Source organism: uncultured Campylobacter sp. (assembly GCF_938017775.1).
In the GTDB taxonomy this organism is placed as follows: domain Bacteria; phylum Campylobacterota; class Campylobacteria; order Campylobacterales; family Campylobacteraceae; genus Campylobacter_B.
Window position 1 is genome coordinate 1 of the sequence record NZ_CALIIU010000066.1, and the last position, 13,790, is coordinate 13,790.

Here is a 13,790-nt window from a genome sequence, read left to right on the forward strand (position 1 = left end):
TGAAAGAATAAAAGAGAGCGAATCAAATATAAAATTTATAATTACCACTCACAACCCTTTATTTTATAATGTGATACATAATGGGCTAAGCAGGGAAAGAAGGTGCAGCATGCATCTATTAAAGAAAACCGAAGATGAAATATATGTTTTAGATAAACAAAATAATGATTCGCCGTTCGCCTATCATCTTTATTTAAAGGCTGAGATAGAAAAAGCCATTGAGAATAATCAAATCAAGAAGTACCATTTTAATTTTCTAAGAAATATTTTGGAAAAAACTTCTACTTTTCTTGGTTATAAAAGCTGGGGCGATCTCTTGCCGGATACTCCAGGCGGAGATTCAAAACCGTATGAAACAAGACTGATTAATATTTCAAGTCATTCTAAACATTCTGCCGAAGAGAGTGTTGAGCCAAACGATAACGACAAAAGAGTATTAAGATTTTTAATTCAGAAAATTAGCTCAATATACCATTTTAAATAAAAAAACTAACAAAGGAAAAAAATGACAGAGACCAAACCGATAGCCGAGAGTAAAAATTTTATAGTCCTGGACGAATATGAAAAGATAATCCAGCCCTCAACCTACCAAAGCGAGGCGGATATGGAGCGCGAGCTGATAAGCGATCTAGTCGCGCAAGGCTACGAGTATGCAAAAGACATAAACTCTCCTGCAAAGCTACTGGAAAATTTAAAACAGCGGCTAGAAAGCCTAAACGAGGTTAAATTTACGCCTTCTGAGTGGACTAGATTGCTTAGCGAGTATCTTGACGCGCCAAACGATGGAGTGAATGAAAAGACTCGCAAAATCCAAGACAATCACATTTATGATTTTGTTTTTGATGATGGGCATATACAAAATATATATTTACTGGACAAGAAAAATATCGCGCGAAATAGCGTGCAGGTTATTAATCAATTTGAGCAGACGGGCGCGCACGCAAATAGATACGACATTACTATCCTAGTAAACGGCTTGCCGCTGGTGCAAATCGAACTAAAAAAGCGCGGCGTGGCGATAAGAGAAGCATTTAATCAAATCCACCGCTATGCCAAAGAGAGCTTTAACGCGTCAAATTCGCTATTTAAATACCTGCAAATTTTCGTTATCTCAAACGGCACGGATACGCGCTACTTTGCAAATACTACAAAGCGCGATAAAACTAGCTTCGATTTTACTATCAACTGGGCGGATTCTAAAAATTTGCCAATTAGGGACATAAAGGACTTTACTGCGACTTTTTTAGCGAAAAATACGCTTTTAAGCATACTGACAAAATATTGCGTATTTGACGCGAGTGACACCTTGTTAATCATGCGTCCATACCAGATCGCAGCGACTGAACGTATACTGTGGAAGATAAATAGCTCGCATCTTAGTAAATGCTATGCAAAGCCGGAGGGCGGCGGCTATATCTGGCATACGACAGGATCGGGCAAAACGCTAACTAGCTTTAAGGCAGCGAGGCTCGCTACTCAGCTTGATTTTATAGATAAGGTCTTTTTCGTAGTAGATCGTAAAGATCTAGACTATCAGACGATGAAAGAGTATCAAAAATTTCAAAAAGATAGCGTAAACGGCTCAAATAGCTGCGCTGAACTAAAACGAAATACGGAAAAAGAGGACGGTAAAATAATCGTAACGACCATACAAAAGCTAAATAATCTGATGAAAAGCGAAAGCGAGCTGGCTGTATATCAAAAGGAGGTCGTTTTTATATTTGACGAGTGCCACCGCTCGCAGTTTGGCGAGGCACAGAAAAATTTAAAGAAAAAATTTAAGAGATTTTTCCAGTTCGGTTTTACGGGTACGCCGATATTTCCGCAAAATGCGCTAGGAGCGGAGACGACGCAAAGCGTATTTGGAAGCGAGCTTCACTCGTATATATTAACCGATGCCGTACGAGACGAAAAAGTGCTTAAATTTAAGGTTGATTATAACGACGTAAGACCTAAATTTAGAGAATTTGAGACCGAAAAAGATGAGCTAAAACTAAGCGCTGCGGAGAGTAAAGAGGCATTTTTGCACCCTGATCGTATAAAAGAGATTTCGCAGTATATCCTGGATCGTTTTAGGCAAAAAACGCACCGACTAAACGCAAGCGGTAAAGGCTTTAACGCTATGTTTGCAGTAAGCTCTATCGAAGCCGCGAAGCTATACTACGAGGCGTTTAAAAATTTACAAAAAGATAAAGAGCGACCGCTAAAAGTTGCGACGATTTTTTCATTTTCGCAAAACGAGGAGCAGGGCGTTGCCGGAGAGATAGCGGACGAAAATTTTGAACCCGAGACGATGGATATGAGCTCAAAAGAATTTTTAAATGCTGCGATAAAAGATTATAACGCCTATTTTAGGACGAATTTTAGCATCGAGGGCAGGTCGTTTCAGGACTATTACCGCGACTTGAGTGAACGCATGAAAAAGCAAGAAGTCGATTTGCTCTTGGTTGTGGGCATGTTTTTAACAGGGTTCGACGCACCTACGTTAAATACGCTATTTGTAGATAAAAATTTACGTTATCACGGGCTTATGCAGGCTTTTTCACGTACGAATAGAATCCTAGACGCCACTAAGACCTTTGGCAATATCGTGACTTTTAGAGACTTGCAGCAAGCTACGATCGATGCCATCACGCTTTTTGGTAAAAACAGTACCAAAAACGTAATTTTGGAAAAAAGCTATAAGGAATATATGCAGGGCTTTACCGATGCTGCTACCGGCGAGGCCAGACGAGGATTTCTAGAAGTTACGAGCGAGCTTGAGGCGCGCTTCTCAGATCCTAACGCAATAGAAACGCAAAAGGATAAAAAGGATTTTGTTAAGCTTTTTGGCGAGTATCTTCGCGTAGAAAATGCTCTGCAAAACTATGACGAATTTGCGGCGCTGCAGGCTCTGCAAGGGGTAAATTTGAATGATGAGAATGCCGTGCGCGAATTTAAAGAAAAATTTTATCTAAGCGAAGAGGATTTGCAGGAGATGCAAAGCATAAAAGTGCCTAGCGTGCGAGCGCTCCAAGACTACCGCTCTACCTATAACGATATAAGAGACTGGCTAAGAAAAGAAAGAGCGGGCGAACGCAAAGAGACGCAAAAGATGGACTGGGACGACGTGGTCTTTGAGATTGACCTACTCAAGTCGCAGGAGATAAATTTAGACTATATTTTGGGGTTAATATTTGAGCACAATAAAAAGATTAAAGATAAGATCGCGCTTACCGAAGAGATCCGCAGGATCATCCGCGCCAGCCTGGAAAATCGCTCAAAAGAGGGGCTAATAGTAGATTTTATAAACGGGACTGATTTGGACGAGTTAAAAGATAGAGCAGGCGTAGTCGAGGCATTTTTTAAATTTGCAAAAGGCGAGATGTCGCGCGAAGCAAAAGAACTGATTGGCTCGTTAAATTTAAATGAAAATGCTGCAAAAAGGTATATTAGCGCGTCGTTAAAACGCGGATATGCTAGCGAAAGCGGAACTGATTTAAACGAAATTTTACCTAAAATGAGTCCTCTAAATCCAAAGTATCTAAGCGTGAAGCAAAATGTTTTTGAAAAAATCGCCTTTTTTGTGGATAAATTTAAGGAAGTCGGCATTGAGGTTTAGGCACGACTTAATTTGGATGTATTATTTTGTACTATATAAGCGATGCAAATAGGCGTTTTATGCGTTTAGATTATATTTTTACAGACGAAAATTATTAGAAAAATTGTTGTTGAGTTAAAATATGTTGCATTGAAAACAAAGAAGTATAATTTGTGTCAATACGATGATGTAGATTCGTATAAATTTTAAAATTTAGCTCCTCGCCGCTGTTGTTATCGCTCCAAACGGCGACGAGTTTTGAGGCGGCATCGATGTGGGAGCAAAATTTGCTCGCGCCGAAGCTCGCAGCGCTTATGCCGCCATTTCTAGGATTGCTTTTAAGTTCGGTAAAATCGTTGATTACTATCACGCAAATCCTTTAAATTTTATCAAATTTAACGCATGGCAGGGCGAACTGCGTGCTTGCCCTTGCGTTATCGGCGTTTAAATTCTACAAAATTTAATGCGCGGCATCGGATTTTAAAATTTATTGCCTTTTTTGCACTTTAACTTTTGGGGCGGTTTTTGCGCCTTGCGCTTTTGCCTGTGGGCGCTCGATGATGCGGATATTGGCGTTTGAGCGGAGTCTGTCGTTGAACTCGGCGACCGCTTTTTTGCGCTCGGAGGTTACGTAGCCCTCGATCGCCCTATCTTGCACGCTATCAAAATCAAGCGTACGAAGCCCTTTTTTGTCGTTTACGTAAAACATCTCGTAGCCGTTGCGCGTAGGGATTATCGGCGAAAATTTGCCCTGCTCGACGTTCGTGACGATGTATTTGAGCCCCTCATCCATTTGATTGGCCTTGAGGGTTCCCTTCATCACATACACGTCGCTTGGGCGGAGCTTCGGATTTGTGCGGATCTTATCGAGCGGAGCTTGCGATTTTGCGATGTAGCGGGTTAGCGTGATGCTATCGAAGGTTGTAAATAATGAACTATTTTGGCTGTAGAATTTTTTGACATTTTCGGGGGTCGTGCGGTGCTGTATGTCTGCGAATATTGAGCCATAGAGCTTTTCTTCAAGCAGTGTACGGCGGATATTTGCTTTAAAGTCATCGTAGTTTATACCTTGCTTTTGCACGGCGGTTTTGAGTTGGTCTAAGCTAAGCTTATTTTGATCGGCGATCGCTTTGAGCCTCGCGTCGATCTCCGCGTCATTTACCGCGATGCCGCGGCGTTTAATCTCGGATTGTTGCAGCTTTTGCCCGATTAAAATTTCCATCGCGGCTTGCGGCGAAGCGCCCGTTAGTTTTTGAACTTTGGCTAGTTCGTAGCCGGTGATCGGCTCATTATCTACCACGGCGATGACGCCGTTTACTACTTCGGCATTTGCACAAACAGCACAGATCATTGCGGAAAAAAGCAATTTCTTTATCATTTTTAACCTTTATTTAGTCTTTTTGCTTTATAATTACAAGATCGCGATTATAACATTAAATGGTAATTTTTGCAAAGGAATTTTATGATAGTAACTCGTTTTGCGCCGAGTCCTACGGGATATTTACATATCGGCGGACTTAGAACGGCACTTTTTAGTTATCTTTACGCTAGGGCAAACGGCGGCAAATTCCTGCTGCGTATCGAGGATACTGATCTGAAGCGCAATTCGCAGGAGGCCGCGCAGGCGATCGAGGAAGCCTTTAAGTGGTGTGATCTGGACTATGATGGGCAGATCGTGTATCAAAGCTCGCGCTTTGATCTTTACAAACAATACGTCCAAAAGCTGCTAGATGAGGGCAAGGCATACAAATGTTATATGAGTAAGGACGAGCTGGATGAGCTGCGCGCGCAGCAGGAAGCTCGCAAAGAGCGCCCGCGCTACGATAATCGCTATCGCGACTTTACCGGCACGCCGCCTGCTGGGATCGAGCCTGTAGTGCGTATAAAAGCCCCGCTTAGCGGCATGATAGAATTTAACGACGGCATCAAGGGCGAGATAAAATTTAATGCCGCCGATATTTTGGACGATTTCATCATCGCGCGCTCCGACGGCACGCCTACGTATAACTTCACGGTCGTGATAGACGACGCGCTGATGGGCGTCACAGACGTGATCCGCGGCGACGATCATCTAAGCAACACCCCGAAGCAGATCGTGCTGTATAATGCGCTAGGCTTTAAAATCCCGAAATTTTACCACGTCGCGATGATCAACGGCACCGACGGCAGCAAGCTAAGCAAACGCCACGGCGCTACCGACGTGATGGAGTACAAACGCATGGGCTATCTGCCGCAGGCTCTGCTAAATTTTTTAGTGCGCCTGGGCTGGAGCCACGGGGATGATGAAATTTTTAGCATGGAGGAGATGAAGCGATACTTCGATCCTAACCATATTAGCAAGAGCGCTAGCACCTTCAATCAAACCAAGCTCGAGTGGCTAAATGCGCATTATATTAAAAACTCGAGCGATGATGAGCTTGCCATGCAGCTTGTGGAATTCGGCGTCGATATACGCTCGCATGCGAAAAAACATCTCATCGCCCAGCAGTACAAACAGCGCGCAAAGACGCTAGTGGAGATGGCCGAGGGCATTAAAATTCTTCTAAACCGCCCGAGCTGCTATGACGAGAAGGCGTATAAGAAATTTGTAACCGAAAGTTCGCTAAGCTTACTCGCAAAATTTTCGGATACTCTAAGCGCAAATTTAAATGCAAAGGAGTGCGAGGAAAGGACGATGGGGTTTTTGGACGCAAACGGCGCCAAGCTAAAAGACCTGGCTCAGCCGCTGCGCGTTGCGATCACTGGGGGAAGCGTAAGTCCGTCGATTTTTGAAATTTGTGAAATTTTAGGAAGCGACGAAGTTAAAACAAGAATTTCAAATTTAATCAAAAAAGGATTATAAAATGGCTAAAGTAAACGTTGAAGCGGCTTTGAAGTACCACATAGGCGGTAAAATCGGAACGAATGTAAAAACCCCGTGCGCTACTGCGGAGGATTTGGCGCTTGCATATACGCCAGGCGTCGCGGAGCCTTGCAAGGTGATCGAAGGTGATCACGAGGCTGCGTTTAAATACACGAATAAAGCCAATCTCGTAGCCGTCATCACTAACGGCACGGCGGTTTTGGGGCTTGGTGATATCGGCGCAATCGCCGGAAAGCCCGTAATGGAAGGCAAGGCGGTTTTGTTCAAAAAATTCGGCGGCGTCGATGCGTTTGACATCGAGATCGACGAAAAAGATCCTAAAAAGATAATTGAAATTTGCAAAGCGCTTGCGCCTACGTTCGGCGGTATAAATTTAGAGGATATCAAAGCTCCCGAGTGCTTCGAGATCGAGCGCGAGCTGCAAAAAGCCGTCGATATCCCCATCATGCACGACGATCAGCACGGCACCGCGATGATTACGGGCGCAGGGCTAATCAATGCAGCCCTCATCAGCGGCAAAAAGATCGAGGATATGAAGATCGTAGTCAGCGGCTCGGGCGCTGCAGGCATAGCGTGTGCGAAGATGTATCGTAATTTAGGCGCTAAACATATCATAATGCTCGATTCCAAAGGGGTGATCCACAAGGGCCGCACCGATCTTACCGAGCAAAAGAAAGAATTTGCCCTAGACACCGCAGATCGCACGCTAGAGGACGCGATGAAGGGCGCGGATATGTTTTTGGGCCTTAGCAAGCCGGGCGTTTTAACCAAAGAGATGGTAAAGACTATGGCGCCACATCCAATCATTTTTGCGCTTGCAAATCCGGTGCCGGAAATCTATCCAAGCGAGGTCGAGGAAATACGAAACGACGCGATCGTAGGCACGGGCAGAAGCGACTTTGCAAATCAGATCAATAACGTTTTGGGCTTTCCGTATATCTTCCGCGGCGCGCTTGACGTAAGAGCCAAAAAGATCACCGAAAATATGAAAATTGCTGCCGCTCGCGCGATGGCAGATCTTGCTCGCGAAGAGGTTCCTGCGGAAATCCGCAAGATGCTGGGCAAGGATAGCTTAAAATTCGGTAAAGACTACGTGATCCCAAATCCTTTCGATCCGCGCGTATTTGCCGTGATATCGACGGCCGTCGCAAAAGCTGCGGTGGATGACGGCGTCGCTCGCGTCAAAGACTTCGACGCTGCAGCTTATAAAAAGAGCCTAGAAGCTAAAAAGCTATGATTCCTTGCTCCTGCGCGAGGCGAGATTAAATTTAAGAGGCGTAAATGAAAGATTTGGCTTTACTTACCGATTTTTATCAGCTTAGCATGATGCAGGGCTATTTTTTTACAAAGCCCGATCAGACGGCGGTTTTTGACGTTTTTTATCGCAAAAACCCAAGCGGCGGCGGTTACGCGATATTTTGCGGCTTAAACGAGGTTGTGGATTATATCGAAAACTTAAAATTTAGCGACGACGACATCGCATATCTAAAAAGTCTAAATTTCTTTAAGCCTGAATTTTTGGAATTTCTAAGAGGCTTTAAATTTAGCGGCGAAATTTACGCCATGGATGAGGGGCAGATCGTATTTCCGCACGAGCCGCTAATTCGCGTCAAGGCAAATATTATGGAGGCGCAGCTCATCGAGACTGCGATCCTAAATACTATAAATTTTCAAACCCTAGTCGCTACAAAAAGCTCGCGTATAAACTTTAGCGCTAAGGGTGATTCGGTGATGGAGTTTGGCTTGCGCCGCGCTCAGGGGCAAAGCGCCGGTATCTACGGCGCAAAGGCTGCGATTATAGGCGGTTGCAGCGCTACGTCGAACGTGCTTGCCGCAAAGAAATTCGGCGTGCCCGCGATCGGCACTCACTCGCACTCGTGGATTCAGAGCTTTGATAGCGAGCTGGAGGCGTTTCGCGCCTACGCTAAAATTTATCCGAACAGCACGCTTTTGCTCGTCGATACCTACGATACTCTCGGAAGCGGCGTGCCGAATGCGATCAAGGTTTTTGAGGAGCTGCATGCGAGCGGTCATAAGCCGCTTGGAATCCGCATCGATTCGGGCGATCTAGAGTATCTGACCAAGCAGGCGCGTAAGATGCTCGATGCCGCGGGCTTTAATAACGCAAAGATCACCGCGTCGAATGATCTAGACGAATACGCGATCGATCAGCTCAAGCTTTTCGACGCTAAAATCGATAGCTGGGGGATCGGCACGAGGCTTATTACGGGCGGAGATAGTTCGAGTCTAGGCGGTGTGTATAAGCTAAGCGGTATCGAAAAAGATGGCAAAATCGTGGCTAAGATCAAAATTTCAAACGATCCGCGCAAGATCAATAATCCCGGCTACAAACAGGTCTTTAGGCTCTACGACAAAGACAACGGCATGGCGCTTGCCGATCTGATCACGCTTGACGGCGAGAGCATAGATGAGAGTGCGCCGCTTGAAATTTTTCACCCGCTTTACACCTACAAGCGTAAAATTTTAACGAATTTCAGCGCGCATAAGCTCTTACGTCCCGTTTTCAAGGAGGGCAAATTCGTAGGTGTGCGCCGCACGGTAAGCGAGATCGCGCGTTTTAGTAAGGAGCAGAAGAGTAAATTTTGGCTTGAGCACCTTCGCAACGTCCATCCGCAGAGCTACAAAGTGGATCTCTCTCAAAAGCTTTGGGATATCCGAAAAGCACTCATCAACGAGTGTAACCTAAATTTAAAGGAAAAATATGTTTAAAGTTCTATCGTGCGCCGCTTTGGCGTTAGTTTTGCTAGGATGCGGTTCAAACCAGCTCCGCCAATCCCCGGACAGCGCTATGAATAAGCAAGCACAGAGCGAAAAAACCATAACTCAAGAGAACGCAAAGACCTTCTATTTCGTCGATGATAAGGGCAAAAAACTATCGCTTAGCTCAAACGACGATTTTAATACCGCCGTGCTAGAGGACGATAGCGGCAAAAGCTACAACCTCAAGCGCGAGCGTGCCGCAGACGGCATCTATATGGAGAACAAAGACGGAGTGAGCATCCACTTCAAAAAAGGTGAGGGCATAGTGGAGTTTATTAAATACAAATCCATCCCGATCACCGAGGTCAAATAAACTTTAAAATTTTTGGTTAAATTCCGATTTAGCGCCGGAATTTAACCTCTTTTCCTGCGCTAAATTCGGAGAAAGTCATGTTATTAGGCAAAATTGATTATCTAAATTTGCTCCCATTTCACGTATTTTTAAAATCACTTCCGCTGCCGTCTTATGTTAAAAAATCGATAGAATTTAAAAAAGGGGTGCCGAGCAAGCTCTGCGCCGATCTTTATTATAGGCGTATAGATGCCGCGGTGATCTCGAGCATCGAAAGCCGCCGCTCAAAATACCGCAGGCTGCCTCTTGGAATCGTCGCAAAGCGCGAAGTGCTAAGCGTGCTCGTGCGCAAAAACTCGGCGCCCAGGCTCGATCCCGCGTCGATGAGCTCAAATATGCTAGCTCGCGTGCTGGATCTTAGCGGCGAGGTGCTAATCGGCGATAATGCTCTAAAGGCGCTGCTTTCGCAGGGCAAGGATAAATTCTACGATTTGGGCGAAATTTGGCAGCAGCGCACGGGCTTGCCCTTTGTTTTTGGGCGGCTGTGCTGCGTGAAAAACGATAAGGCTTACTCGCGCCTGGCGACGAAATTTTTACGATCGCGCATTAAAATTCCAAGATATATCCTGCAAAGCTACGCCTTTTCGCGTGACATAAAAGAGCGTGAAATTTTAAATTATCTGAAATTTATAGGCTATGAGATCGGCGTTCGCGAGGAGCTGGCGCTGAAAAAATTTATCGCTAAAGCCAAAAAATTAAAATTTAATCCGGTTCAAAAGGAGGAACTATGAAATCTTACATCGACGGCTTGCTGCTAAATTTAAAGCGCGCCAATCCCGGTCAGGAGGTCTTTATCCAGGCATCGACCGAGATTTTATACTCGCTCATACCGCTTCTAAAGCGCGATGAACGATACGTGAAAAATAAAATTTTAGAGCGTATTTTGGCGCCCGAGCGCACGATGATGTTTCGCGTCGTCTATATGAGCGACGGCGGCGAGCCCTGCGTGCATACGGGATACCGCATAGAGTTCAACTCCGCTCTGGGCCCTTACAAAGGCGGTCTGCGCTTTCATCCGAGTGTAAATTTGGGCGTTTTAAAATTTTTAGGGTTTGAGCAAATTTTTAAAAATTCCCTCACGGGCCTTAATATCGGCGGCGCAAAAGGCGGCGCAAATTTCGATCCCAAGGGCAAGAGCGACGGCGAAATTATGAGATTTTGTCAAGCTTTTATGTTAGAACTTCACCGCCTAATCAGCTCCAATACCGACGTGCCTGCGGGCGACATCGGCGTGGGCGGTCGCGAGATCGGCTATATGTACGGCGCGTATAAAAAGCTCACCCGCAGATTCGACGGCGCGCTTACGGGCAAGGGACTAAGCTGGGGCGGTAGTCTTGCGCGCACCGAGGCTACGGGCTACGGCTCCGTGTATTTTGCAAACGAGATGCTCGCTACCAGGGGCGATTCGCTGCACGGCAAAATTTGCACGATCTCGGGCGCCGGCAACGTCGCGATCTACACCGCCGAAAAGCTCTATCAGATGCAGGCTAAGCCCGTTACAGTAAGCGATTCTACGGGCTTTATCTATGATGCTGAGGGAATCGACGTGGCGCTTCTTAAAAAACTAAAAGAGCAGCTGCGCGTAGGGCTTTGCGAATATATTAAAGAGCGCCCTAACGCAAAATTTATCCCAGTTAGCGCCTATCCCGCAGGCCGCAACGGCGTGTGGAGCGTGCCGTGCGATGCGGCATTTCCGAGCGCTACGCAAAACGAGCTTAATCTGCAAGACGTAAAGACTCTCTATGCCAACGGATGTCGCATGGTTTGCGAGGGCGCGAATATGCCAAGCACGCTTGAGGCGATCGATTTTATGCTCGCGCAAAAGGACCTTCTTTTCGGTCCTGCGAAAGCGGCGAATGCGGGCGGCGTGGCTACGAGCGGGCTTGAGATGGCGCAAAACGCGCAGATGGCGTCGTGGAGCTTCGAGGAGGTCGATGGCAAGCTGCGCGAGATCATGCGTCACATATTTCGCACCAGCTATGATACCTCGAAGGAATTCGGTGCGGAGGGTAATCTCGTACTGGGCTCGAATATCGCGGGCTTTCGCCGCGTAGCCGACGCGATGCTGGATCAAGGGCTGGTTTAGGCCTGCTTATCGCGCCCAAAGTCGCAGCTCGCTTTTAAATTTAAACTCTTTAAATTTACGGCGAGCCTTTGAACTGCAGCGGGTTTGATAAAATTTTAATCGTTTACGCTGAGGATAGGATATGCGCGCTGCGTAAATTTTAAATGACGCTCGATCGGGCGCGGTTTAAAATTTAAGTCGTCGCAACGTCGCTTTTAAATTAAACTGCAAGCGCGCAAAGCTCCCGCTGCCAAATTTTATCTTTAAATTTTGCGGGTAAATTTAGCTTTGGAATTTGACGTTTAAAATTTAACTCGAAGCCGCTTTTAAATTTAGTCTAAAATTTTATCTCAGCTCGTCCACGCAGCGCGTAAATTTAAACCGAGCACGGGCTGAGCGTTTACCGCAGTTTGGCATAATGGCGCAAATTTTATCCAAAGGTTGCAATATGAAAAAAATTATGGTTTTACTCGCTGCTGCGTCGCTGTCGCTCGCGCATGCGGACGTAACGGATATCCTAAAGCAGGGCGCGGGCGTACTCGGTGCGACTCAGAGCGGAAACTACAAAGACCTGCTCACTTCCGCCACGAACCGCGCCGTAGCCGAGCTCACCAAGGGCTACATCCACAGCAAGACCGCTAAAATCGAGCTTCCTCCTTCGCTCAAAGCCGCTGCAAAGCTCGCGAAAAAGATGGGCGGCGATAAATGGGAGCGCGAGCTCGTCGTGAGTATGAACGATGCCGCTACCAAGGCGGTTAGCGGCGCAAGTAAGATATTTTTGCAAGATCTGAAATCTATGAGCGATGCCGACGTTAAAAAGCTCATCGGCGGCGGCGACACGGCGCTTAGCGAGTATTTGCAGAGCAAATCGGGCGCGAAGCTGCGGGCGGTTTTTAGACCGATCGTAAGCGATATGATGAGCAAAAACAGCTTCGCGACGGCGTATAACGGTCTAAATTCCTTCGCGCAAAGCAAGATTGCGGGCAATGAAGCGGTGCAAAATATCGCGCGCGGGCTGGGCGCGAGCGAGTATCTGCCTAAGCAGGGCGAGGATCTGAACGATTACATCACGCAAAAGACGCTGGACGGGCTATTTGCAGTGATGAGAGAAAAAGAAAGCGCGCTTCGCAGCAGCGCCGTCGGCAAAGGTGCAGGGATTTTAGGTAAGGTGCTTAAATAAAACTTGCGGCGAGGCTTTGGCGTAAATTCCGCCGCATAGCTGCTTATAATTGCTTTGTGCCGTAAGTTTGGGCAGTCTAAAGCTGCGCGCAAAGCGCCCTCTCGTGCAAGACAGCTGCTTGCACCAAAGCGGGCGCGCGGCGGAATTTAGAAGCTCGTTTGTCGCGCGCTTGGAGCCTGTTTGCTTTAGACGATAATCTTAACGCGGAGTTTAGTCTGCGAAATTTGAAACTGTAAAATTTAGAAATTTAGCAAGACGCAAAGGATTTGAAATTTTAAAATTTCACGCGGAGTTTTAGAATTTTACGCGGTGTTTAGGTTCGCGTATAGACAGCGTTTATATCTGAAATTTTACAAAGCGGCGAAGTATCGGGAAGTAGAGCGGTAACAGATAAGCGCGTAAAAGTAAAGCAAGAAAGTCGTCTTGTAAATTTCGCTTCTTTCATATCTCACTTTATGTTCCGCAAAAACCGGTTTACTCATTAGTCCTATTATTTTCCGATTCCATTTTTCTTAATTCTTTAAGCGCTCTATTATGGACATTGGCTTGCTTGCAAACTCTACCTTCAGCAGCAATATATCTTACTAAATTTATATCATTTGTATCAATGGCTATCAATAATCTGCCCATAAGCCTTTCCTCTACAAAAAACGTATAATCACACTTTGCACACAAAGTACTTTCATAAATTATAAATAATAACAAAACTACTACGGCGCAAATTATAAATTTTAATGCTTTAACCATATTTCTCCTTGTGTGTATTCTTGCCCGTATATATTGATAATGTCGATTGGCGAGGCATTATATCACTTCTTATTTTTAAATTTAAATCTCTTTCGCTTAATTTTTATAAAATTTTTCAGTTGCTTATCGGTAAAATTTAAAACCTCTTTTCGATTTTGTAAATTTACATAGGTGTGCCTTATATCGCAGCATTTATAAAAAATATATTTCCAATTTTTAATT

Annotated in this window: 11 protein-coding genes and 1 pseudogene; 9 read left to right on the plus strand and 3 right to left on the minus strand. The window is 45.5% G+C overall.

What is annotated here, in order from left to right; genetic code table 11:
- Both Q0537_RS08585 and Q0537_RS08590 read left to right on the plus strand, forming a co-directional pair.
- Window positions 1–484: pseudogene (locus tag Q0537_RS08585) on the plus strand (anticodon nuclease); the annotation flags it as partial.
- 21 nt (window positions 485–505) lie between these two features.
- Entirely contained in the window at window positions 506–3,601 is a 3,096-nt protein-coding gene (locus tag Q0537_RS08590) for a type I restriction endonuclease subunit R (protein WP_299227146.1), read from the plus strand.
- A 94-nt stretch (window positions 3,602–3,695) separates the two neighbouring features.
- On the opposite strand, the gene Q0537_RS08595 is transcribed toward Q0537_RS08590, so the two are convergent.
- Both Q0537_RS08595 and Q0537_RS08600 read right to left on the minus strand, forming a co-directional pair.
- Window positions 3,696–3,950 carry a hypothetical protein gene (locus tag Q0537_RS08595; protein ID WP_299227149.1) on the minus strand — a complete coding sequence of 85 codons (255 nt, stop codon included), beginning with the start codon at window positions 3,948–3,950 and terminating at the stop codon, window positions 3,696–3,698.
- 117 nt (window positions 3,951–4,067) lie between these two features.
- Complete coding sequence (locus Q0537_RS08600) at window positions 4,068–4,958, minus strand: peptidylprolyl isomerase (RefSeq protein WP_299227152.1); 891 nt, start codon at window positions 4,956–4,958, stop codon at window positions 4,068–4,070.
- Window positions 4,959–5,042: 84 nt separating this feature from the next.
- Here Q0537_RS08600 and gltX point away from each other — a divergent pair, with 84 nt between their 5' ends.
- The 7 genes from gltX (at window position 5,043) to Q0537_RS08635 (ending at window position 12,821) form a co-directional block, all read left to right on the plus strand.
- The gene (gene gltX / locus Q0537_RS08605; protein WP_299227155.1) at window positions 5,043–6,422 is read left to right on the plus strand and encodes a glutamate--tRNA ligase; all 1,380 of its coding nucleotides are present in this window, start codon (window positions 5,043–5,045) and stop codon (window positions 6,420–6,422) included.
- Between the two features lies 1 nt (window position 6,423).
- Complete coding sequence (locus Q0537_RS08610; protein ID WP_299227158.1) at window positions 6,424–7,680, plus strand: malic enzyme-like NAD(P)-binding protein; 1,257 nt, start codon at window positions 6,424–6,426, stop codon at window positions 7,678–7,680.
- Window positions 7,681–7,724: 44 nt separating this feature from the next.
- Window positions 7,725–9,173, plus strand: a complete 1,449-nt coding sequence (locus Q0537_RS08615) for a nicotinate phosphoribosyltransferase (protein ID WP_299227161.1) — start codon at window positions 7,725–7,727, stop codon at window positions 9,171–9,173.
- Entirely contained in the window at window positions 9,166–9,537 is a 372-nt protein-coding gene (locus Q0537_RS08620) for a hypothetical protein (RefSeq protein WP_299227164.1), read from the plus strand. Before Q0537_RS08615 ends, Q0537_RS08620 begins: the two co-directional genes overlap by 8 nt.
- Window positions 9,538–9,614: 77 nt before the next feature.
- Window positions 9,615–10,307, plus strand: coding sequence for an MqnA/MqnD/SBP family protein (locus tag Q0537_RS08625; protein ID WP_299227167.1), 693 nt, complete (start codon window positions 9,615–9,617; stop codon window positions 10,305–10,307).
- Complete coding sequence (gene gdhA, locus Q0537_RS08630; RefSeq protein ID WP_299227170.1) at window positions 10,304–11,662, plus strand: NADP-specific glutamate dehydrogenase; 1,359 nt, start codon at window positions 10,304–10,306, stop codon at window positions 11,660–11,662. The genes Q0537_RS08625 and gdhA overlap by 4 nt, the downstream gene beginning before the upstream one ends.
- 427 nt (window positions 11,663–12,089) lie before the next feature.
- Window positions 12,090–12,821: a DUF4197 domain-containing protein gene (locus Q0537_RS08635; protein ID WP_299227172.1), complete on the plus strand. Its 732-nt coding sequence runs from the start codon at window positions 12,090–12,092 to the stop codon at window positions 12,819–12,821.
- Window positions 12,822–13,295: 474 nt separating this feature from the next.
- Here the strand turns inward: Q0537_RS08635 and Q0537_RS08640 are convergent, their stop codons facing one another.
- Window positions 13,296–13,568 carry a hypothetical protein gene (locus Q0537_RS08640; protein WP_297950274.1) on the minus strand — a complete coding sequence of 91 codons (273 nt, stop codon included), beginning with the start codon at window positions 13,566–13,568 and terminating at the stop codon, window positions 13,296–13,298.
- Window positions 13,569–13,790 lie beyond the last annotated feature (222 nt).

Coding starts and splice junctions, on each gene's coding strand:
- Q0537_RS08590 (WP_299227146.1), top strand. CDS start 506: ATGACAGAGACCAAACCGATAGCCGAGAGTAAAAATTTTATAGTCCTG.
- Q0537_RS08600 (WP_299227152.1), bottom strand. CDS start 4,958: ATGATAAAGAAATTGCTTTTTTCCGCAATGATCTGTGCTGTTTGTGCA.
- gltX (WP_299227155.1), top strand. CDS start 5,043: ATGATAGTAACTCGTTTTGCGCCGAGTCCTACGGGATATTTACATATC.
- Q0537_RS08610 (WP_299227158.1), top strand. CDS start 6,424: ATGGCTAAAGTAAACGTTGAAGCGGCTTTGAAGTACCACATAGGCGGT.
- Q0537_RS08615 (WP_299227161.1), top strand. CDS start 7,725: ATGAAAGATTTGGCTTTACTTACCGATTTTTATCAGCTTAGCATGATG.
- Q0537_RS08620 (WP_299227164.1), top strand. CDS start 9,166: ATGTTTAAAGTTCTATCGTGCGCCGCTTTGGCGTTAGTTTTGCTAGGA.
- Q0537_RS08625 (WP_299227167.1), top strand. CDS start 9,615: ATGTTATTAGGCAAAATTGATTATCTAAATTTGCTCCCATTTCACGTA.
- gdhA (WP_299227170.1), top strand. CDS start 10,304: ATGAAATCTTACATCGACGGCTTGCTGCTAAATTTAAAGCGCGCCAAT.
- Q0537_RS08635 (WP_299227172.1), top strand. CDS start 12,090: ATGAAAAAAATTATGGTTTTACTCGCTGCTGCGTCGCTGTCGCTCGCG.
- Q0537_RS08640 (WP_297950274.1), bottom strand. CDS start 13,568: ATGGTTAAAGCATTAAAATTTATAATTTGCGCCGTAGTAGTTTTGTTA.